The organism is Chloroflexota bacterium (assembly GCA_011322445.1).
Lineage (GTDB): Bacteria > Chloroflexota > Anaerolineae > Anaerolineales > DRMV01 > DRMV01.
Genome location: DRMV01000047.1, coordinates 69,116 through 87,956 on the forward strand (window position 1 = coordinate 69,116; position 18,841 = coordinate 87,956).

Below are 18,841 nucleotides of genomic sequence, written 5' to 3' on the forward strand. Positions count from 1 at the left end.
TGGATGGCAAGTGGTGTAATCTTTCCTGAGGAGGCTTTGGATGGAGACCCCTTTGCATGTGACCCGCGACGGCGCGGTGATGGTGCTGACCCTCAATCAGCCGCCCGTCAATGCATTTACCCACGACCTCACCCTGGCACTGCAAAAGGCCCTCAGCCAGGCCGGGCGCGATCGCACGGTGCGGGCGGTGCTGCTCAACGCGGCCAATCGTGCTTTTAGCGCCGGGCAAGACTTGACCGAATTGCAGGCCGTCGAAGGGGAATCCCTGCGCGGCCACTTGCAGCGAACTTACAACCCGTTGATTTTGCAACTGCGCCGCCTGGAAAAGCCGGTCATTGCAGCGTTACACGGCGCGGTGGCGGGGGCGGCGTTGGGTGTGGCGCTGGCCTGCGATTTGCGCATTGCCGCTGAAGGCACCCGTTTCCTGGTGGGCTTTTCGGGAATTGGCCTGGCCCCCGATTCGGGCGTTTCCCTGTTGTTGCCTTTGATCATGGGGCTGGGGCGCGCTACGGAATATGCTTTCACCAACCAGCCGTTTACCGCCGAAGAAGCGCTGGCTTGGGGCGTGGTCAACCGGGTGGTGCCTGCTGAGCAATTGGAAGAAGCCGCTCGCGGCTGGGCGCAGGAACTCGCCGCTGGGCCTTTGACGGCGCTGGGGCTGACCAAACGGGCTTTCAACCGTGCCATCATGCCGCATCTGGAAGCCGTGCTGGATTACGAGGCTTACATTCAAGACATTGCCGGCAAGACAGCAGAGCACCATGAAGGCGTGCAGGCCTTTCTGGAAAAGCGCCCACCAAAGTATGTGTAAAGCCATCGGGCGGGGCCTCGTGCCCCGCCCGTTTTTTTATGGCTGACAGGGAGCTTCAGGGGGAGCGAGAGGGGGCAAGGGCGGCATTTCGTCACCAAAGCAGATGCCAATCTCCCGCGCGGTGCGGACAGCGTCGCTTTCGGGGTCGACGTGCTTGACGTGCGCACCGACTTCGTCCAGCGGCAGCGAAGTGACCCGCATTTGCCGCAGCACCGCCACACGCCCAAATTGGCCGTGCACGGCCAAACGCACGGCTTCCCCGGCCAGGGTGGTGGCCAGCCAGCGGTCGAAAGCCGAGGGCGAGCCGCCGCGTTGCAGGTGGCCCAGCACGGTCACCCGCGTTTCGACCCCGCATTCCTCTTCCAAATATTTCCCCACCACCTGCCCAATGCCGCCCAGGCGAGGCACCACCACCGCGTCGCCCGGCCGGGCGACGATCTCGTGCCCGCCTTCAGGGCGCGCGCCTTCTGCCACCGCTACAATGCTCGATTTGTGTCCCCGGCGGATGCGTTCCTGCACCATCTCGCACAGCACTTCGTAGCGGAAGGGAATTTCGGGAATCAGGATGATATCTGCCCCGCCGGAAAGCCCGCCATAGAGGGTGATGAAGCCGGCTTCCCGGCCCATCAATTCCACGACCATCACGCGATGGTGCGATTCGGCGGTTGTGTGCAGGCGGCCCAGGGCGTGAGCGGCACAGTTGACGGCGGTATCAAATCCAAAAGTGGCGTCAGTGCCCCAGACGTCGTTGTCGATGGTCTTGGGCACGCCGACCACGGGCACGCCTTTGTGGAACAGGTCGCGGGCGATGCCTAAGGTGCCATCGCCACCGGCCACGATGACGGCTTCTAAGCCTAAATCGTGGATGCGCGCGACCACTTCGTCGGAAATGTCGATGATGACTTCTTCCCCGTTGCGCATCACTTTGCGGGCAAAGGGGTTGCCACGGTTGGCCGCGCCGAGAATGGTGCCGCCGCGGTCGAGAATGTCTTCCACATCGTCGAGGGTGAGGCGGAAGACGCCGTGGGGCTTGAGGAAGCCATCGTAGCCGTCGCGCACGCCCAGCACTTCCCAGCCATAGGTGAGGGTGGCGGAGCGCACGACGGCGCGAATGACGGCGTTGAGGCCGGGGGCATCGCCCCCGCCGGTAAGGACGGCCATACGAGGCATGGTGGGCACCTCCTGAGGGTGGGGTTGGGGGAATTGTACCCTGAAAAGTGCGGCTTTGCCTGAGAAACGCGGGCTTGGGGGCGCGGTCAGTGGCGGGAAAGCGACCCATCGGCGGGAAACGCTCGCGCAGGGCCGCTGCGTGCTGGCCTTGGGAGGGAATTTTACAAGGGCATAGGAAACATCGCCGGGGCGGGGTATAATCTGCCCATGCGCGCGAAACGTCTGCTTCGTTGGGTGCTGCTCGTGATAGGCGCTGGGGTGTTGGGCGGCTGGCTTTACGCGACGCCACCGGGCCTGTTGGGCAAAGCGGACGCTGTGGCTTATGCCGTTTGCGCTCGCAACCCCTTGCACTCGCCTTTTCTGGGCGCTCGCCAAATGCCCTTGTGTTTTCGCGATACGGGCATGCACCTGGGGGCGCTGCTGACGCTGCTCTTTTTGGCGTGGCGGGCGCCGCGGCGGGGCGGCTTTCCCAAGGGAGCCACGGCATGGCTTCTGGGGTTATTGGCAGCGGCCTTTGCGATCGATGGCGGCAATTCGTTTCTCTACGCCGCCACGGGGAAGGCGCTTTACCTCCCGCACAACCTTTTGCGGCTGTTGACCGGTTTGGGAATGGGGCTTGTGATCGGGGCCCTGTTGTATGCCGCTTTCCAGCAGACGGTGTGGCGGCGGTGGGAAAGCGCCCCTGCTCTGACCCTGCGCCGGTTGGGAACACTGGTGCTGCTCGCGGCGGGGGCTGGTGCGCTGGTGTGGTCTGGTAACCCTCTCGTGCTTTACCCGGTGGCGCTGCTGAGCACGGGCGATGTGGTGCTGCTGCTGAGCATGATTTACGGTCTGTTTGCAGTAGGCCTGTTGCGGCGTGAAAATACAGCCCGCACCTGGCGAGACTTGATAGGGTTTTTCTATGTGGGTTGGCTGGTCGCTATGTTGCAAATTGGCCTTTTCGATGCCTTGCGTTTTGCTTTCACCCATACCTGGAGCGGTTTCCCGCGCCCTTGAGGAGGTTTAGATGGCGGTGCTCACCGGGGTGTTTTCGGCGTTTGGACTGGCGGCCAGCGCGGGGTTGAATGCTTATATTCCGCTGCTGGTGATTGCCGTGCTGGCGCGGTGGACGCCCTGGCTGACCCTTTCGCCGCCGTGGGATGTTTTGACCCACCCTGCTGTGATTGCCGCGCTGGTGGTGTTGGCCGCGATTGAGTTTTTTGCCGACAAAGTCCCCGCCGTCAATCATCTCAACGACCTGGTGCAAACGTTTGTGCGCCCGGTCGCGGGGGCAATTGCTTTTGCCGCGGGCAGCGGCGCGATTGGGCACGTTCATCCGGCCCTGGCAATGATTGCCGGCCTGCTTGTCGCAGGCAGCATTCACGCAACCAAAAGCGTTGCGGTGCGCCCGGCGGTCACGGCAACCACCGCTGGGGTGGGGAACATCCCCGTCAGCATGGCCGAAGATGCCGTAGCGACGGTGGTTTCCTTGCTGGCGGTGCTGGTGCCTTTGGCGTTGCTGTTGCTCGCGGCGCTGGGGCTGGTTTGGGCTATACGACGGGCGCGGCGCGCCCGCACTCTGGCTTCCTGAGGTGCGTGTGTTTGAAGAAACGCTTTCCCCCTTACAACAGCGGTTGCTTTACATCCAATCTCGCGTCCTTCAGGTCGAACAGACCTTGCGGGAATCGCCCGCCGATGTCGCGGTGGTGCTCCCCGACCTGGAGCACCTGCGGCGCTCGCTGGAGAAACTGGATGCTCAGATCCGCCAGTTTGAGCGAGAGCGGCAGCGGGTGTTTGCCCTGGCCGACGTCTCGCAGGTGGTGAATTCCAGCCTGGAACTGGATGAAGTGCTGCGCATTGTGATGGATACCATCATCCACCTCACAGGCGCTGAGCGGGCTTTCCTGATGCTGAAAGACGACCAGGGCCGTCTGCGGGTGGAAATTGCGCGCAATTGGGACCAGGAATCGCTGGATGAAAGCGACCTTTCGGTCAGCCATACGGTCATCAACCGGGTGGTGGAAACCGGGGAAGCCGTGCTCACCACCAATGCCCAGCAAGACCCGCGCTTCAAGGCCCAGCAGAGTGTGATTTTCCACAACCTGCGGGCGATTTTGTGTGTGCCGTTGAAGGTCAAGGGGAAGGTGACCGGCGTGATTTACGCCGATAACCGTTTGCGGGCGGGGGTGTTTGGGCAGGAAGACCGCGAGATTCTGATTGCCTTTGCCAACCAGGCTGCCGTGGCGCTGGAAAACGCCCGTCTGTTCGATTCGGTGCGCCGCACCCTGGCCGAAGTGACGGAACTCAAAAACTTGTTGGATAACGTCTTTGCTTCCATTGCCAGTGGGGTCATTACGGCGGATGTGGAAGACAAAATCAACCTGTGCAATCAGGCGGCTGAGCGCATTTTGGGGCGCACGCGCGCCGAAATGTTGGGCAAGCCCCTGCGCGAGGTGCTGGCTCCCCTGGGCGGAGCGCTGCATGCTCATCTGGAACGCGTGAAGCAGGCGGCCAAGCCGGTGGTGGGGTTGGAAGTCGCGCCGGAATGGCCCGGCCGGGGGCGGGTGTTCCTCAACCTCAACCTGGCCCCCTTGCGGGGCCCGGAGGGCAAACCGCAGGGCGTCACCGTGGTGGTAGACGACCTGACCGAGAAGCGGCGGCTGGAAGCCATGCGCTCGCTGTTCGAGCGGATGGTCTCACCGCAGGTTATTGACCAGCTGGACCCGGAAGCCTTGCACCCCGGCGGCAAGCGTACCACTGTGACTGTGTTGTTTGCTGACATTCGGGGTTTTACGCATTTCAGCGAGGGGCTCGACCCGGAGCAACTGGTTTCGGTGCTCAACCGCTACCTGGCGGCGGCGGCTGAAGCCATTTTGGAAGAGGAAGGCACTATTGACAAATTCATGGGCGATGCTGTCATGGCCTGGTTCAATGCCCCCATTCCCCAACCCGACCACACTTTGCGGGCTGTGCGCGCCGCGCTGCGCCTGCGAGGGCGCATTCGGCGGCTTTCGGAAAGCCTGCCGCCTGAGATGCGGCTGCACTTTGGGGTGGGCATTCACGTCGGGGAGGCCGTGTTGGGGCTGATCGGGACGGAGAAGCGGCTGGAATACACCGCCATTGGCGACAGTGTGAACACGGCCAGGCGCATTCAGGAAAACGCAGCCCCCGACCAGATCTTGCTCAGCGAACCGGCGTACCGCAGTGTCGCCACGCGGGTGCTGGCGCGGCGGGTTCGCCCGCTTCATGCCAAAGGCAAGAGCCGCCCGTTGGAAGTGTATGAATTGCTGGGTTTGAGGGGGAGGTAGCCCCTCGCCTGCGAGCGGGGGGCTATCAGGCGGTTACTAAGGTACCCACTGGCTCGCCGTAGAGGGCGCGGCGCAGGGCGCTTTCATCCCACAAGTTGAGCACCAGGATGGGCATTTCGTTGTCCATGCAGAGGGAAAGCGCCGTCGCGTCCATCACCTGCAGGCGGCGGTTGAGGGCCTCGATGTAAGAGAGGCGGTCGAAGCGGCGGGCGTTGGGGTGGGTTTTCGGGTCCGCGTCGTAGACTCCATCGACCTTGGTGGCTTTGATGAGCACGTCGGCGCCGATTTCCATCGCGCGGAGCGCCGCGGCGGTGTCGGTGGAAAAGTAAGGGTTGCCGGTGCCGCCGCCCAAGATGACCACGCGCCCCTTTTCCAGATGCCGGATGGCGCGGCGGCGGATGTACGGCTCGGCAACCGAGCGCATTTCGAGGGCGCTTTGCACCCGTGTGGGAATGCCGGCGCGCTCGATGGCGTCCATCAGGGCCAGGGCGTTCATCATGGTGGCTAACATGCCCATGTAGTCGGCGGTGGCGCGGTCCATGCCGCGTTGCAAGCCCTCGGCGCCGCGCCAGAGGTTGCCCGCGCCAATGACCACGGCGACCTGCACCCCCAGCCGGTGCACTTCACCAATGCGTTCAGCCAGCACTTCGGCGGCTTTCGGGTCCACGCCGCGCCCGCCGTTTTGGGGGGCCAGGGCTTCCCCGCTGAGTTTGAGCAGAATGCGGTTGTAGTGCAATGTGGGCATCGCGCTTTCCTTTCTCTCGGTTGCGAGCGGTTCAAAAAAAGCCAACCCGGCGGGTTGGCTTGATGGGAGCGGTCATTCTTCGGCGGCTTCTTCGGCTTCCTGTTCGCTGAATTCGCCGAGTTCCCAGCGGACGAACCGCCGCACGACGATGTTTTCGCCGATGGCGGCGATGTTTTGGTTGATGAGGTCGGCAATGGTGATTTTGTCGTCGCGGATGTAGGCCTGGTTGAGCAGGCACACTTCGTCCTTGAATTTCTTCAGGCGTCCTTCTACAATGCGGTCGACGATTTTCTCGGGCTTGCCTTCCCGCAGGGCCTGTTCGCGGGCGATGCCGCGTTCGTGTTCCAGCACCTCTTCGGGGATGTCTTTCTCGGAGATATAGCGCGGCGACATGGCGGCGATTTGCAGCGCGATTTCGTGCGCCAGTTTGCGGAAGGCGTCGGAGCGGGCGACGAAGTCGGTTTCGCAGTTCACTTCGACCATTACGCCCACGCGGCCACCGCCGTGGGAATAGAGTTCGATGATGCCTTCAGAAGCGGTGCGGCTGGCCCGCTTGGCGGCTTTGGCAAGGCCCTTCTTGCGGAGGATTTCCACCGCTTTGTCGAAGTCGCCGTTGGCTTCCACCAACGCGTTTTTGCAGTCCATGATGCCGGCGCCGGTCGCGGCGCGCAATTCTTTGACCTGTTCCATTGTTACAGCCATGGTTCGTTCTCCTTCGGGTAGCATGGCACGCTGGCATGGGGGAAGCCATGCCAGCGTGGTGAGGGTTAGGGTGTCAGAGGAAGCGTTTTATGCTTCGGGGGCTTCGTCTTCGGCGGCTTCCGCAGGCGCAGCCGTTTCGGCTTTTGCTTCGGCGGTTTCCTCGGCGGCCGGCACTTCGGCTTCGCTCGGTGCAGCCGCTTCGGCCTCGGCGGGGTGCTCGGCTTCGGCCATCTGCTGGATTTTTTCCAGCGTGGAAGCGCCCAGCAATTCGTCTTCGGCCAGTTCGGGCTGGGCTTCGGCCTCAGCCTGGGGAGCAGCCTGTGCAGCAGCCTGGGCCGCGGCTTCCTCTGCTTCGGCCTGCTCTTTCTCGCGAATGGCTTTGCCTTCCAGCACCGCGTCGGCAATTTTGCCGACGATCAGTTTGATGGCGCGGATGGCGTCGTCGTTGGAGGGGATGACGTAGTCCACGCTGCTGGGGTCACAGTTGGAATCGACCACGGCCACCACGGGGATGCCGAGGCGGTTGGCTTCTTTGATGGCGGTCTCTTCCCGGCAGACGTCGACCACGAAGACCAGGTTGGGCAGGCCTTTCATGGTGCGCAGGCCGCCGACGCGCTGGCGCAGGCGCTCGATCTGGCGGTTGAGACGCAGCGCCTCTTTTTTGGGCAGGCGGTCAAATTCGCCCGCGTCGCGGCGGCGTTCCAGGCTTTCCAGGTAGCGCACGCGTTGGCCGATGGTGCGCCAGTTGGTCAGGGTGCCGCCCAGCCAGCGGTAGTTGACGTAGGGCATGCCGCAGCGGGTGGCTTCCTCTGCGATGGTTTCCTGTGCCTGGCGCTTGGTGCCGACGAAGAGCACGGTGCCGCCGTTGGCCACGGTTTTGCGCACCAGGTCGTAGGCCTGGCGCAGCGATTTTTGGGTGATTTGCAGGTTGAGGATGTGAATGCCGTTGCGCTCGGTGAAGACATACGGGCGCATTTTGGGGTGCAGTTTGCGGGTGCGATGCCCGAAATGCACGCCACATTCCAACATGGTTTTCATCGAAACCAGAGCCATAAAACCTCCTTAGCGTTTTGCCTCCGCCTCCGTCGTCCTCGCACGGCACCGAGGCAGCGGCCCTCTGCCCCGGCACGCCCCGGCAAGTCGGGAGGCGTGTGGAATTGGCCCCCGCCGTTGCGGGAGCGGGAAGAGTATATCACAAGCGGCGGGAATTCGTCTATGGTTTTTCGCGCGCCGACAACCGGGCAGGTTCCCCACCAAAGCGCAATATCGGGTAAAATCAAGTGCGTCTTCTTCGACCGTGGCATTGCCAGGCGGTCTTTCGCGAGGCGATTTTGTTTTGCTCGAGGGAATCATGCCTTTTGCTTATCTTGTTTACAATCCTGCTGCCGGGCGCGTTTCTATCCGGCATTTCATTGGGCGGGCGCGTGCCATTTTGGAAAGCGCAGGCTGGGAGGTGGACCTGCGGGAAGCCTCTTCGGCAGATAGCCTGACGCACCTTGCCAGGGAAGCCGCTCAGCGGGAAGCCGATGCTTTTTTTGTGGCGGGCGGCGATGGCTCGATCAACCTTGCCGTAGCGGGGCTGGCGGGAAGTCACACAGCGCTGGGGGTGCTGCCTGCCGGCACCACCAACGTTTTGGCACAAGATCTGGGCTTGCCCAAGCCTTCGCTGGCGCACCTCGACGCGGTGGAAGAGGCCGCCCGTTTGCTTGCCCGGGCGCCGACGTATTTGGCCGACGTGGGCATGTGTAACGGCCGGCCTTTTCTCATGTGGGCTGGTGTGGGGCTGGACGCGATGGTAGTCAACGATGTCGAGCCGCGCGCCCGGTGGGAAAAGCCCTTTACTTTGCCGAAGTACATTCTTTCAGGCATCAAGAACACCGCGGCGTGGTCGGGGTTGCAATTGCAGGTGGAAGCCGACGGTAAGCGTGTGCAGGGCGTGTTCGTGCTGGCTGTGGCAACGAACATCCGCCGGTATGCGGGCGGAGTGGCCGAAATTTCGCCGGAAGCCTACATGGACGATGGCAAAATGGACCTGTGGCTCTTCCGCGCCGAGAACCTGACCGAAATTGCCCAGCGGTTGCTGGAGGTGTTGATGCGCCGCCATCTGGATTCGGAGGGCATCGAGCGGCTGGCTTTCCGCGAGGCGGCGCTGTCGGGTGAGCATCCGCTGATGATGCATACCGATGGCGAACCCAACGGGGAAGCCGAGCGCATCGAACTTTTGGTGCGTCCCCGTGCCCTGCGTTTGCTGGTGCCGCCCCGGGGCATCCGCCTGTTCCAATACGACGCCGTTTCCCCTTTCGCTGCATGAGAGGAGCCATGTCTCGCTTACGCCATTTCTTCCGTCAACATCCTTTGTATGCCTTGCTCGCGGTCGCGCTGCTGGCTTTCCCCGCGCATTGGCTGGCGTGGGGTGAGCAATGGGTCTTCCTTTTTGCTGCCCTGGGCGTGATACCGCTGGCGCAGATGATCGGCGACGCTACCGAAGACCTGGCCGTGCATACCGGCCCCCGCTGGGGCGGCTTGATCAACGCCACCTTAGGGAACGCTGCTGAACTCATCATTACCCTTTTTGCCATTCGGGAAGGTCTTTTAGCGCTGGTTAAGGCTTCTATTACCGGCTCGATTTTGGGCAACCTGTTGCTGGTGCTGGGCTTTTCCATGCTGGCCGGCGGCATCAAAAACGGAAGACAGCGCTTTGACGCCCGCCATGTGAGCAACAGCGCGGTGCTGACCGTGCTCGCCGTGCTGGCGTTGGCGATTCCCTCGCTGGTCAGCAGCGCGATTGGGGAAGCCGGTAGCCCCAAAGTGGAGGCATTCAGCCTCACCGTGGCCGCGATTATGCTGCTGCTCTATGGGCTTTACCTGTTTTACAACCAGACGACTGCCCCTGAGCACACGCCCGACCCTGAAGAGGTGGCCCGTGCCCGGCCGGTGCGCTCGGCGTTGACCATGCTCGCGGTGGCAACGGTGGGCGTGGCCATTTTTTCAGAGTTGCTGGTGGGCTCGGTGGAGCCGGTGGTGCGGCATTATGGCGTTTCGGAGTTCTTCCTGGGCATTATCCTCATCCCCATCATCGGCAACGTTGCTGAGCATCTGGTGGCTGTGCAGCAGGCCCTCCGCAACCAGATGGATTTGAGCGTCGAAATTGCGGTGGCTTCCAGCCTGCAAGTGGCGCTGTTCGTGGCCCCCGCACTGGTGTTCATCAGCCTGCTTTTTGGGAACCCGCTGACCCTGGTGTTCCACCCCTTTGAAATCATGGCTTTGGCTGCCGGTGTGCTGGTCATGGCGCTGGTTTCTATGGATGGCGAATCCCATTGGCTGGAAGGGGTGGAACTGCTGGCGGTGTATGGGATTCTGGCCGTGGCCTTTTTCCTGTTGCCATGAAGACTTTTGAGGCTCCTCCTTACCGACCGTGGCGCGACCCGTGGGTGTGGGGCGGGGCGTTGCTGGTTGGCCTTTCGCTGGTGGGTGGGCTATGGGCAGCCCTCGCGCTGGGGAAGGCTCCACGCGCGGCAGCGCCGTTGCCCGCGGTGGTTACGGTCATCCCGGCACCGACGCCAACCCCCACACCGCCTGTCACGGCTACCCCTGCCGGCGCGACGGCGACGCCCATTCCGCCGCCGCCCCCGCTGCCCAGCAGCCTCGCTGTGGGGGTGTTCGTGCAAATTCGCGGCACCGGCGGCGACGGCCTGCGCGTCCGTACCCAGCCTGCCCTGGACGCGCCCGTGGTTTTCCTTGCCAAGGAGGGGGAGGTCTTCCATGTGGTGGATGGCCCCCACCAGGCCGATGGTTACACCTGGTGGCAGTTGACGGCCAACGGCGTGCCTGAGCGCACCGGTTGGGCGGTTTCCAATTATCTCAGCGTGTTGCCCACGCCCGCCGTGCCGCCTACCCCCACCCCGTGAGCCCTGGCCTTATGCTATACTGAAATTGAAAGACGGTCCTTGTTCGTTTTCCCCCGAAAGGAGCAAAAAATGGAATACACCCTGACCGGCACGGTGATGCAGGCCCTGGATATTGTGCTGGGGAAGGACGAAGCCGTTTACACCGAAGCCGGCGGCATGGCATGGATGGGCGGGCCGGTAGAAATGAAAACCAGCACGAAAGGCGGATTGATGAAAGGGCTGGGGCGGATGTTGGCGGGCGAATCGTTGTTCATGACCACCTACACCTGCCGCGGCAACCGCTGCCTGGTGGTCTTTACGCCCGAAGCGCCGGGCAAGGTCATCCCGCTGGAACTGGCGGCCGGGCAAAGCATCATTGCCCAGCGCGATGCCTTCATGTGCGCTCAGGAAGGCGTGCAGATGGAAATGCTTTTCCGCAAACGCCTGGGCACGGGGCTGTTTGGCGGGGAAGGCTTCATTTTGCAGAAAATTACCGGCCCGGGCCTGGCTTTTCTGGAAATCGCTGGGGAAGTGCGCGAATACACCCTCCAGCCGGGGCAGATGCTGAAGGTGGACCCCGGCCATATCGCCGCCTTCGAGCCGACGGTCGATTACAGCATCGAGCGGGTCAAGGGTGTGAAAAACATCCTTTTCTCGGGCGAGGGGCTTTTCCTGGCGACGCTTGCCGGCCCGGGCAAAGTGTGGCTGCAAACCATGCCCGTCGTCAACCTGGCACAAAAGATTGCGCGCTATCTTCCGACGAAGAGCAGTTAACGCTCGCGCGGCAAAACCTAATGCATTCTCAAACAAGATTTTGGTCATTCTGGAAGGCGCCATCCGCCCTGCCTGGGGCGAGATCTCACCCATCCCCCGCTGAGCCTCGTTTGGCCTTCGACTTGGCCTTCGACTTCGCTCAGCCCAGGCGCTCAGGCCGGGCGCTCGGCTCCGGCGGGCTGAGCGAAAGCGAAGCCTCGCCGGAGCGGGGGTAGGGAGAGATCAAGCCAGGTGACTGAACACTGCCGGAGAGCCTGATCCCAATGATCTGCGTTGATGATGCACTAAAAAGCCTGACGGGGAAGCCCCGTCAGGCTTTTGTTTTCATCGGTTTCTCGCTCTGTCACGGCGAACATCTGAAGGATGTGAAGCCACCCTTACCAGGCCTTGCCAGGGGGTTCCTGGCGTTCAGGGCGTCGTAACAAGACGCAACGCTGTTCTGCGTTAGCCGTTCTGGTTTTTCACGGCTGCACGGTGACGGTGACCGAGAAGGTTTGCACGGGTTGGGGTGGTTTTTCCCACGGGCGGGCGTACACCAGTTTGAGGGTGGTGGCGCCACTGCCCGCGGCCACAAAGCGCCACTCGGCTGTGCCACCTGCGCCAAGCCGCTCTTGCGACGCGGGTTCGGGCGTGTAGCCAGCCTCTCCGGCCGGGCGTAGCACTGCTTCGTCCACCGCGCTGAGGTTCCATGCGTAGCCTGTGGTGGGGTTGGCCGCCAACCGGACCACAAGCACCTGGCCTGCCTTCAGCGTTATGGCGCTGCCGTTGTCGCTTTCGGTGAGGACCACTTCGTGAGGCGTGCTTCCACAAGCGCCAAGCCATATAAGCCCTGCCAGGGCCAACATCCAGAGGCGGGGTTTCATTTCGTCCTCCTTACCTGAGCGGCGGATAACCCCTCGCTGCGTTTTGCACTGCGGCTTCGCTTTATGCCCTGAGCGGCAGCGTCGGCGGATGCTAAAGTCGAAGGGGGCCTGGCCTGGCGCGGCGCGCGATTATCCGCAATCGGCGTTCCTCACGCGGCCAGCAGTCGCGAAAGAGCGTCTAAATCGGGGGGCACCACGGGCGCGGCGGGCACGGCTTTCATCGCCGCGCCGACATCTTTCAGCCCGCTGCCTGTGCTCAGCACCAGCACCGGCTCGTCAGGGGCAATCAGCCCCTGCGCCAGGGCGGCTTTCAGGCCCGCAAACGCGGTGGCTGCTGCGGGTTCAGGGAACACGCCGGTTTTGCCGACTTCCGCAATCGCGGCCAGGATGGCCTCGTCGGGCACGGTGATGTATGCGCCATTGGTTTCTTTTACTGCACGCAGGGCGCGGAAGCCGTCGCGGGGCAGGTCCACGCTGATGCTGTCGGCCAGGGTGTGGGCGGCAACGGGCGCGATTTCCTCGCTGCCCGCGGCCCACGCTTTGGCAATGGCCGCGGAGCCTTCCGCCTGTACGCCGAACAGCCGCGGCATGGTTTCCAGCAGGCCGAGGCGGTGCAAATCCCAGAAGCCTTTGTAAACGCCGCTGATGATGTTGCCGTCGCCCACGGGGATGAAGACGCTGAGCCGCTTCAGCCCGTGTGGGCGGATGACCTGCTCGTAGATTTCAAAAGCCGCGGTTTTCTTGCCCTCCGCGGTGAAGGGGTTGTAGCCGGTGTTGCGGCAATACCAGCCGAGTTTTTCCGCCGCGGCCACCGAGAGGTCAAAGGCGTCGTCGTAGGTGCCGTCGACCAGCACCACCTGCGCGCCGAACACCAGCAGTTGGGCAATTTTGGCCTGGGGCGCGGTTTTGGGCGCAAGGATGACGGCCTTGTGCCCTACCGCGGCGGCCATGCCCGCGAGGGCTGCGCCCGCGTTGCCTGTGGACGCGGTGATGACCACCTCGGCACCGATTTCCCGCGCCCGGGCCACCACCACCGCGCTGGCGCGGTCTTTGAACGAGGCGGTAGGGTTGGGGCTTTCGTCCTTCAGCCAAAAGTGCTGCAGGCCAAGGGAAGCCGCCAGCCGCGGCAGGGTGTAAGTGGGCGTCCAGCCAGCGCGGCGCAGGGGGGTGCCCTCGCCGCCCGGGTCGCCTACGGGCAGCAGGGGCAAATAGCGCCACAGAGAAGCCTCTTTTGCGCCCGCGGGCTCGGCAAACAGCCGCTCGGCTTCCGGCTTCAGCGCGTCGTAATCCAGCAGCACGTCCAGGTTGCCGCCGCATTCCGGGCAGGTGTAGGTCACGTCGGCGGCGTAGGTCGCGCCACAATGAGAACAGCGGTAGGAAAAAGTGGTCATAGGCTTTTCTCCAACGGTGAAATGCGTTTAAGGCACATCTTCCGGCGGCAGCGAAGCCGCCCGAATACGCGCCATGATGGCTTGGGCTTCTTCCGGCGGTGCGATGTGCACCGTGCCGTCGCCGTCAATGTGCACTGGCGTGTACGCATAGGATACCATGTTCTGCCCTTCAAAGGTAAGGGTCAGGATGACGCCTTGCTGCGTTTCCTGCGACCAGGTTTGATCGAAGACGAAGTTGCCCAGGCTGTAAAACACCGGCACGCCGCCTAAAATTTGCATCCCCTGCACGACGTGCGAATGATTGCCCACAATGACGTCCGCGCCGGCCTCCACCAGCCAGCGGGCGGCGCGGCGTTCCAGATAGTTGGGGGTTGCCTCGTATTCCGGCCCCCAATGCGGCAGCGCGATGACCACGTCGGCCTGCTGGCGGGCTAAGGCGATGGAGCGTTGGGCGTTTTCCGGCGTGAGGGGCGCGGTGCCGGGGGTGTCGGCATCAGCCCAGGAGAAGCCCAGTTGGTTGAGGGAAACGAAAGCGAAGCGCACCCCGTGGATGGTGACCACATAAGGCTGCAGCGCGGCGTTCAAATCGGTGCCGCCGCCGACGGTGGGAAGCCCCGCGGCGTGCAGGTTTTCCAGCGTTTCCAGGAAGCCCCGATAGCCGCACCCCACCCAACCACAATTGCGGATGTGATTGGTGCCGACGTTGACCAGGTCGAAGCCCGCCCAGGCTAAGGTTTGGGCGTGGTGAGGGTCGCCCGTGAGCACGAACGTCCGGCGGCAACCGGTCACGATGCCGCTTTGGGTGAGGGCGGTGTTGAGCAGTGCCACGGCGAAATTGGCTTTGCGGATGAGGGGGGCAACCTGAGCGTAGATGTAATGGTCGTCGCCGCGCTGGTCGGCCGCGGCGCGCACGCAGCGCGCGGGCACGATGTTCCCCACGAAAAGGAAGGTGGTGGTGGCGGGTGTGGGGCTTGGGGAGGGCGTGACCGTGGCGGTGGGTGTGGGCGGCGTGGTGGGGGAAGGCGTGGCCGTCGGCGCGAATGTGGCTGTGGGCGGCACGGGGATGAAGGGCGTCGATGTGGGGGAAGGTGAGGGGGCCTGTGGCTGGCGGCTGCCGCTGCAAGCGGTCAGCATGAGCAGCAGGGCCAGGGCAATGAAAGCAAGGTTGCGATGGCGAAAAGGCATGGCTTTTGACCTCCCTTGGCTGCTGCGCGCCCGTGGTGTGGCGCTTGGGGTAGGGCCGGGGGCAAATTCTCGGCGGGTTTGGCTGGCTCGCCGCGGCCCGCGCGATGAAGGCTACCGCGTGGGGGCGCTCACCGTCACCGTTTCGGTCGCGGTGCTCTGATTGCCCGCGGCATCGGCTGCGACCAGCCGCAGGGTGTGTTTCCCGGCGCTCAGGCGGGCGGCGAAGGTGTAAGGCGGCGCGTAGAGGGTGGCCAGGGGCTTGCCGTCCACTTCCAGCCGCACCCACGCCAGCGCCAGGTCGTCGGTGGCGTCGGCCTGCACGACGAGCGCCCCGCCCGCGGGCACCGGCACAGTTCCGTGGGGCAGGGGGCGGGCAAAGTCGATTTGGGGCGGCTGCTGGTCTACGGTAACCTGCAGGGTGGCGGTGCGCGCCCGCCCCTGGGTGTCGGTGACAATGAGTTGCACGGCATAGAGGCCGCTCATGCCGCGCGTATCCCATTGCCCCAGTACCCCGGCCTCCACCGGTTGCTTCCCTTCTGCGACCACCAGCCAGCGGCGCGGGTTCAGCCCCTGCCCCACCTGCACCCGATAGGCGGCAAAATCTTCGCCGGCGGCGGTGCCCCGCAGCGTCACCGTGCCGTGCACGTAGGTGAAGGGCGCGGGTGCGGTGAGGTTGGCGGCGGGGTCGGGGCGCGTCGCGGGCACCATGTCATAGCCTTCCGGCGGCAGGGGAAGCCCCGCCTGCCGGGCCCATGCCCGCGCTTCGGGCGGCACGATCATGAACACCCGGCTTTCCACCAGTTGGGGCGGTGTGAAAATCGTGGCGCGCAGGCCGGTTTCGGCATCCACTGCGACGCGGCGGTAGAGGTTGTCGGGCGCTGTGGGTTCCCGCCCTTGCAGGAAGACCTCTTCCACCAGGTTGGGGCAATCGGCGGTCGGCAGCAGGCCCGACGGGTCGCACACGGTGACTTCGCTGACGTCGGGCGGCCGCGGCCAGCCTTCGGCGGGCTGCTCGGCCAGCGCCGCGCGTGCCAGGGCGTGCCAGTAGGCCAGGGCGGCATCGCGGCTTTGGGCGACCGAACTTCCGCGGGCATACACCGCAACCACCCGCCGGGGGGTGAACCCTATTACCCATACGCCGCCGTCGGTCGCTTGCCCCAGGTGGACGGCCACCGGGCGCCCCAATTCCAGCGGGTTGGGGTGCCCCAGCGAAGGCCATTTGGCGGCCTGGTCGGCGAGGACGTCGGTCACAAGGTAGGCCAGGCCGGGGCTGAGGACGTCACGGCGGCTGGGCTGGTAAGCGAAGCGCAGGTTGCCGTGGGTGTCCACCGCGTGCAGCAGCGCCGCTGGTTGCAGCGTTTCTCCCACCGGGAAGCCGCTCCACTGCCCCAGGGTGGCGAAGGTGGCCGCGCCGTGGGCGATTTCCGGCAGGGTGAGGTGCCCCGACCCCAAGAGCAGCCCGAAACCGCTTTCGCTTTGGCTTTGCAAGGCAGGAAGGCCGATGCGGGCCGCGGTAGCCCAGACGGTTTGAGGGCCGAGTTGGTCGAGCAGGTGCAGGGCGGGGACAATGTCATCGTTAGCCAAGGCCAACCGGAGGCGCATGGGGCCGTGGAATTTGCCGTCGGGGTTGGTGGCCTCGACGCCCGCGGGCAGGGCCGCGGGTACATCCCAGGTGAGGCTGGCGGGGGAAAAGCCGCGCGAGAAGGCCACGGCGTAGACCCACGGAGCCAGGGCGCTGCCGGGGATGTGGGGTTGAAGGGGGCCGGGAGGCGCGCTGAGGGCCAGAATTTCCCCGTCGGGGGCCGAAAGCACGACGGCTTCCAGGTCGGCGTCGGCGGGCAAGGGGGCTTCCAGCAGCAGCGGGGGCAGCAGGCGGCCAGCCGGGCAGTTGGGGACTTCCGCTGCTGCGTGCAGCACGGCCTGGCGCAGGCAGTCAGCCTGGGCTTGCAGGTTGGTGTCGAGGGTGGTGGCGACATCCAGTCCGCGGCTGGGGATGGGCCAGGGGCGGGTGGCGAGCTGGCTGCGCGCCAGGGTGAGGACGGGGGATGGGGTGTCGCGCGGGGGCGGTTTGATGGACGGAGGCGTGGTGAGGGCCGCGGCGGATTGGTCGGCGGTGATGCGCCCGGAAGCCAGCAGCGCCATGACCAGCCGTTGGCGGGCGCGCTCGGCCTGCTCAGGGGCGTCCCACGGGTTGATGGCGGGGTCGGGCAGCGCGGCGGCGAGCAGGGTGGCTTCAGAGAGGGTCAGGTCGGCCGCGGGTTTGCCGAAGTAGGCGCGGCTGGCGGCTTCCAGGCCGTAAAGGTCGTGGCCGAAGTCGGCAATGTTGAGGTACCAGGTGAGGACGCGGCGATGGCCGTAGGTGTCGATGAGTTGGGCGGCGAGCAGGCGGGCGCGCAGGCGGCGGCGCAGCGAAGGGGGTTCCTGGTAGAGCAGCAGGCGCAGCGCCAGCCGCTCGGCGATGCCGGGTGGTGTGTTGGTTTGCCAGAAGTGGCCCGTGTAGCCGCCCTCTTGCCAGAAATGCGGTTCGACCGCGGCCAGGAGCGCGTCGACCGCGTAGGAAGGCAGGGCGTCGGGGGTGAGGTAGGTGGGGGTGGGGGCGGAAGGGGCGAGGAGATGCGTGCCGCTGGCATCCCAGAAGCGGGTGGGGGTGAGCAACAGGCCGTTGGGGGCGTCGAGGTCGGCGGGCAGGGCGTCGGGGGAAGGCAGGTCGGCGGTGAGGGACGCGTAGCCCCACGCGGCCCCTGCGACCACAGACGCGGCCACAAGCCCCAGCGCCATCAGCAGCCCCAGGCCCCAGGGGCGCAGGCGCACGCTCAAACGCTGCCGGGCAGCGGCTTCCCGCCGCCGACGGGCGCGCAGAATGGTAGGCAGGTGTTGCATGGCTCCATTGTATCAAACAACGGCGTGCATCCCCCTGAGGTGGGCTTAGGAAAAAAGCCCTGCCTTCAAACCGAAGGCAGGGCCAGGGTGTGGCGGAAAGCAGCGGTTAGTCGTAAACCGGTTCGTTCCAGTGGCGATATTTGGGCACTTTGCCGCGTACCACGTCGTCGTAAAGATCGCGCAGTTTGGCGGTAATGGGGCCCATCACGCCGTCGCCCACGGGGCGATGGTCCACTTTGGTGACCGCGGTGACCTGCGCGGCGGTGCCGGTCATGAAGAGTTCGTCGCAGATGTAGACTTCGGTGCGGTCGATGGGGCGTTCCACGACCTCGATACCCAGTTCTTCTTTCGCCAGTTGGATGATGGTGCGGCGGGTGATGCCTTCCAGGATGTTTTCGTACACCGGCGGGGTGATGAGCACGCCGTCGCGTACCATGAAGATGTTTTCGGCGCTGCCTTCGGAAATATGGCCGTCTTGGGTGAGCACTAAGGCTTCGTCGAAGCCCGCCCGCAGCGCGTCGGTTTTGATGAGGGCTGAGTTGACATACGCGCCGGAAATCTTGCCGCGCGCCGGAATGGTGTTGTCGTCAATGCGCCGCCAGCCCGAAATGGTGACATGCGCCCCGGTGTCGTTGCTCACATAGCGGCCAAAGGGCACGGTGAAAATGGTGATTTCGTCGGTCATGTCGTGGCATTTCACGCCAATCATCTCATCGGCCTTGTAGATGAGCGGGCGGATGTACATGTCTTCGTGGGCGTCTTCGGCGCGCAAGAGGTCTTTGAGCACCTGGGTGAGGCTTTCAGGGGTGTGGTCGAAGTGCATGCAGAGCAAACGGGCAGAGCGCAGCAGGCGCTTGAAGTGGTCGTGAGGGCGGAAGATGAAGAGTTGCTGCTCTTCATCGTTCCAATAAGCCCGCACGCCGCCAAAGGCCGCCGTGCCGTAGTTCAGCGCGTGGGTCATCACGCCAACTTTGGCTTCGGAATACGGCACGATTTTGCCCTCAAAATAAGCAAATTTTGGAAGTGCCACAGTTCGCCTCCTTACGATGGGTGCCGGGGAGAGGGGATGGTTGTGGGAAATTATACACCTGAAAGGGGGTGCGTTTCAAAACAAAAAAGGCCTTGCCGTTTGGCAAAGCCTTTCTT

Annotated in this window: 17 protein-coding genes; 8 read left to right on the forward strand and 9 right to left on the reverse strand. The window is 64.2% G+C overall.

Translation table 11 applies throughout. The features are described 5' to 3' along the window. Positions 1-40 precede the first annotated feature (40 nt). Positions 41-811: a 2-(1,2-epoxy-1,2-dihydrophenyl)acetyl-CoA isomerase gene (locus ENJ54_10300; GenBank protein HFC10222.1), complete on the forward strand. Its 771-nt coding sequence runs from the start codon at positions 41-43 to the stop codon at positions 809-811. Between the two features lie 36 nt (positions 812-847). Here ENJ54_10300 and ENJ54_10305 read toward each other — a convergent pair whose 3' ends face one another. Beyond that, the gene (locus tag ENJ54_10305) at positions 848-1,981 is read right to left on the reverse strand and encodes a 6-phosphofructokinase (protein HFC10223.1); all 1,134 of its coding nucleotides are present in this window, start codon (positions 1,979-1,981) and stop codon (positions 848-850) included. A 207-nt stretch (positions 1,982-2,188) separates the two neighbouring features. On the opposite strand from ENJ54_10305, the gene ENJ54_10310 reads away from it, so the two are divergent. From ENJ54_10310 to ENJ54_10320, 3 genes are read left to right on the forward strand one after another with little or no spacing between them, the layout of a single operon-like run. Then, positions 2,189-2,977, forward strand: a complete 789-nt coding sequence (locus ENJ54_10310) for a DUF2085 domain-containing protein (GenBank protein ID HFC10224.1) — start codon at positions 2,189-2,191, stop codon at positions 2,975-2,977. Positions 2,978-2,987: 10 nt separating this feature from the next. Beyond that, a complete protein-coding gene (locus ENJ54_10315) occupies positions 2,988-3,551 on the forward strand; it encodes a DUF4126 domain-containing protein (protein ID HFC10225.1) in 564 nt (187 codons plus the stop codon). Between the two features lie 7 nt (positions 3,552-3,558). Beyond that, on the forward strand, positions 3,559-5,268 hold the full coding sequence (locus tag ENJ54_10320) for an adenylate/guanylate cyclase domain-containing protein (protein ID HFC10226.1): 1,710 nt from the start codon (positions 3,559-3,561) through the stop codon (positions 5,266-5,268). Between the two features lie 25 nt (positions 5,269-5,293). Here ENJ54_10320 and ENJ54_10325 read toward each other — a convergent pair whose 3' ends face one another. The 3 genes from ENJ54_10325 to rpsB form a co-directional block, all read right to left on the reverse strand. Continuing rightward, entirely contained in the window at positions 5,294-6,013 is a 720-nt protein-coding gene (locus ENJ54_10325) for a UMP kinase (protein ID HFC10227.1), read from the reverse strand. Positions 6,014-6,085: 72 nt separating this feature from the next. Continuing rightward, positions 6,086-6,715 carry a translation elongation factor Ts gene (tsf, locus tag ENJ54_10330; protein HFC10228.1) on the reverse strand — a complete coding sequence of 210 codons (630 nt, stop codon included), beginning with the start codon at positions 6,713-6,715 and terminating at the stop codon, positions 6,086-6,088. A gap of 87 nt (positions 6,716-6,802) precedes the next feature. After that, positions 6,803-7,768, reverse strand: a complete 966-nt coding sequence (rpsB, locus tag ENJ54_10335; protein HFC10229.1) for a 30S ribosomal protein S2 — start codon at positions 7,766-7,768, stop codon at positions 6,803-6,805. A gap of 298 nt (positions 7,769-8,066) precedes the next feature. Between rpsB and ENJ54_10340 the strand changes: the two genes are divergently transcribed. The 4 genes from ENJ54_10340 (at position 8,067) to ENJ54_10355 (ending at position 11,376) form a co-directional block, all read left to right on the forward strand. Continuing rightward, a complete protein-coding gene (locus tag ENJ54_10340) occupies positions 8,067-9,026 on the forward strand; it encodes a YegS/Rv2252/BmrU family lipid kinase (protein HFC10230.1) in 960 nt (319 codons plus the stop codon). Between the two features lie 8 nt (positions 9,027-9,034). Beyond that, a complete protein-coding gene (gene cax, locus ENJ54_10345; GenBank protein ID HFC10231.1) occupies positions 9,035-10,102 on the forward strand; it encodes a calcium/proton exchanger in 1,068 nt (355 codons plus the stop codon). Next, the gene (locus ENJ54_10350) at positions 10,099-10,623 is read left to right on the forward strand and encodes an SH3 domain-containing protein (GenBank protein HFC10232.1); all 525 of its coding nucleotides are present in this window, start codon (positions 10,099-10,101) and stop codon (positions 10,621-10,623) included. The genes cax and ENJ54_10350 overlap by 4 nt, the downstream gene beginning before the upstream one ends. Before the next feature lie 69 nt (positions 10,624-10,692). After that, entirely contained in the window at positions 10,693-11,376 is a 684-nt protein-coding gene (locus ENJ54_10355) for a TIGR00266 family protein (GenBank protein ID HFC10233.1), read from the forward strand. Positions 11,377-11,837: 461 nt separating this feature from the next. Here the strand turns inward: ENJ54_10355 and ENJ54_10360 are convergent, their stop codons facing one another. The 5 genes from ENJ54_10360 to ENJ54_10380 form a co-directional block, all read right to left on the reverse strand. Continuing rightward, positions 11,838-12,239, reverse strand: a complete 402-nt coding sequence (locus ENJ54_10360; GenBank protein ID HFC10234.1) for a peptidase inhibitor I42 — start codon at positions 12,237-12,239, stop codon at positions 11,838-11,840. Between the two features lie 149 nt (positions 12,240-12,388). Next, on the reverse strand, positions 12,389-13,630 hold the full coding sequence (gene thrC / locus ENJ54_10365) for a threonine synthase (GenBank protein HFC10235.1): 1,242 nt from the start codon (positions 13,628-13,630) through the stop codon (positions 12,389-12,391). A 27-nt stretch (positions 13,631-13,657) separates the two neighbouring features. Continuing rightward, the gene (locus ENJ54_10370; GenBank protein HFC10236.1) at positions 13,658-14,815 is read right to left on the reverse strand and encodes a CapA family protein; all 1,158 of its coding nucleotides are present in this window, start codon (positions 14,813-14,815) and stop codon (positions 13,658-13,660) included. Between the two features lie 111 nt (positions 14,816-14,926). Then, positions 14,927-17,695 carry a penicillin-binding protein gene (locus ENJ54_10375; GenBank protein HFC10237.1) on the reverse strand — a complete coding sequence of 923 codons (2,769 nt, stop codon included), beginning with the start codon at positions 17,693-17,695 and terminating at the stop codon, positions 14,927-14,929. A 106-nt stretch (positions 17,696-17,801) separates the two neighbouring features. Then, entirely contained in the window at positions 17,802-18,725 is a 924-nt protein-coding gene (locus ENJ54_10380; protein HFC10238.1) for a branched-chain amino acid transaminase, read from the reverse strand. Between the last annotated feature and the right edge of the window lie 116 nt (positions 18,726-18,841).

What these genes read in the sequence shown, in the direction of transcription:
- ENJ54_10310 (HFC10224.1), top strand. Translation starts at nt 2,189, where the DNA reads ATGCGCGCGAAACGTCTGCTTCGTTGGGTGCTGCTCGTGATAGGCGCT.
- ENJ54_10300 (HFC10222.1), top strand. Translation starts at nt 41, where the DNA reads ATGGAGACCCCTTTGCATGTGACCCGCGACGGCGCGGTGATGGTGCTG.
- ENJ54_10305 (HFC10223.1), bottom strand. Translation starts at nt 1,981, where the DNA reads ATGCCTCGTATGGCCGTCCTTACCGGCGGGGGCGATGCCCCCGGCCTC.
- ENJ54_10360 (HFC10234.1), bottom strand. Translation starts at nt 12,239, where the DNA reads ATGAAACCCCGCCTCTGGATGTTGGCCCTGGCAGGGCTTATATGGCTT.
- tsf (HFC10228.1), bottom strand. Translation starts at nt 6,715, where the DNA reads ATGGCTGTAACAATGGAACAGGTCAAAGAATTGCGCGCCGCGACCGGC.
- ENJ54_10375 (HFC10237.1), bottom strand. Translation starts at nt 17,695, where the DNA reads ATGCAACACCTGCCTACCATTCTGCGCGCCCGTCGGCGGCGGGAAGCC.
- rpsB (HFC10229.1), bottom strand. Translation starts at nt 7,768, where the DNA reads ATGGCTCTGGTTTCGATGAAAACCATGTTGGAATGTGGCGTGCATTTC.
- ENJ54_10315 (HFC10225.1), top strand. Translation starts at nt 2,988, where the DNA reads ATGGCGGTGCTCACCGGGGTGTTTTCGGCGTTTGGACTGGCGGCCAGC.
- ENJ54_10370 (HFC10236.1), bottom strand. Translation starts at nt 14,815, where the DNA reads ATGCCTTTTCGCCATCGCAACCTTGCTTTCATTGCCCTGGCCCTGCTG.
- ENJ54_10355 (HFC10233.1), top strand. Translation starts at nt 10,693, where the DNA reads ATGGAATACACCCTGACCGGCACGGTGATGCAGGCCCTGGATATTGTG.
- cax (HFC10231.1), top strand. Translation starts at nt 9,035, where the DNA reads ATGTCTCGCTTACGCCATTTCTTCCGTCAACATCCTTTGTATGCCTTG.
- ENJ54_10350 (HFC10232.1), top strand. Translation starts at nt 10,099, where the DNA reads ATGAAGACTTTTGAGGCTCCTCCTTACCGACCGTGGCGCGACCCGTGG.
- thrC (HFC10235.1), bottom strand. Translation starts at nt 13,630, where the DNA reads ATGACCACTTTTTCCTACCGCTGTTCTCATTGTGGCGCGACCTACGCC.
- ENJ54_10325 (HFC10227.1), bottom strand. Translation starts at nt 6,013, where the DNA reads ATGCCCACATTGCACTACAACCGCATTCTGCTCAAACTCAGCGGGGAA.
- ENJ54_10340 (HFC10230.1), top strand. Translation starts at nt 8,067, where the DNA reads ATGCCTTTTGCTTATCTTGTTTACAATCCTGCTGCCGGGCGCGTTTCT.